This is a genomic window from Citrobacter sp. Cpo109 (assembly GCF_030332565.1).
Lineage (GTDB): Bacteria > Pseudomonadota > Gammaproteobacteria > Enterobacterales > Enterobacteriaceae > Citrobacter > Citrobacter portucalensis.
In genome coordinates, this window is record NZ_JAOWHQ010000013.1 from 1 (window position 1) to 540 (window position 540).

Genomic DNA, 540 nt, shown 5'->3' on the forward strand with positions numbered 1-540 from the left:
GGTGGTCGATGATAACGGCGAACTGCGCTACGAAGTGGCGGTGCCGGTCGGCACGCTGAAGGAAGGTAAAAATGCGGTGGTGGTAGCGCTGGTCAGCCATGATGCGGCGGGTAACGAAGTGACCGCGCTGGCGCACCGTATCGTGGTGCTGGATACCAAAGCGCATAACACCGTCAATATTCATGACGTCACCGCCGATAACACCCTGAACTTCAACGAGCTGTCGGCAGCTAAGCAGACGATTACCGGGAACGTTCGCGGGGAAGATGCAAAAGCGGGCGACCCGGTGCTGATTGAGATCAACGGCCATCAGTATCACGGTCAGGTGATTGATACCGGCAAAAATACCCTTGGTTACCGCATTGAGGTGGATTCTTCGGCGTTCTCTGACAACGTCGGCCATGTGCTGAAAGAGGCAACGGTACATGTCAGCGTCACTTCCCACGATGCGGCGGGCAATCTGGCGATTGCCACCAGCAGCCACGATGTACATCTCGATAACTTCGCAGAAAACAGCGTACATATTGATAAGGTCGCGAC

General features: G+C 55.6%; 1 protein-coding gene. It reads left to right on the forward strand.

All coding sequences use genetic code 11. From position 1 onward, the window contains the following. Window positions 1–540, forward strand: a 540-nt coding sequence (locus OGY71_RS00265; protein ID WP_286612609.1) for an Ig-like domain-containing protein, incomplete at both ends; no start/stop codon positions are given.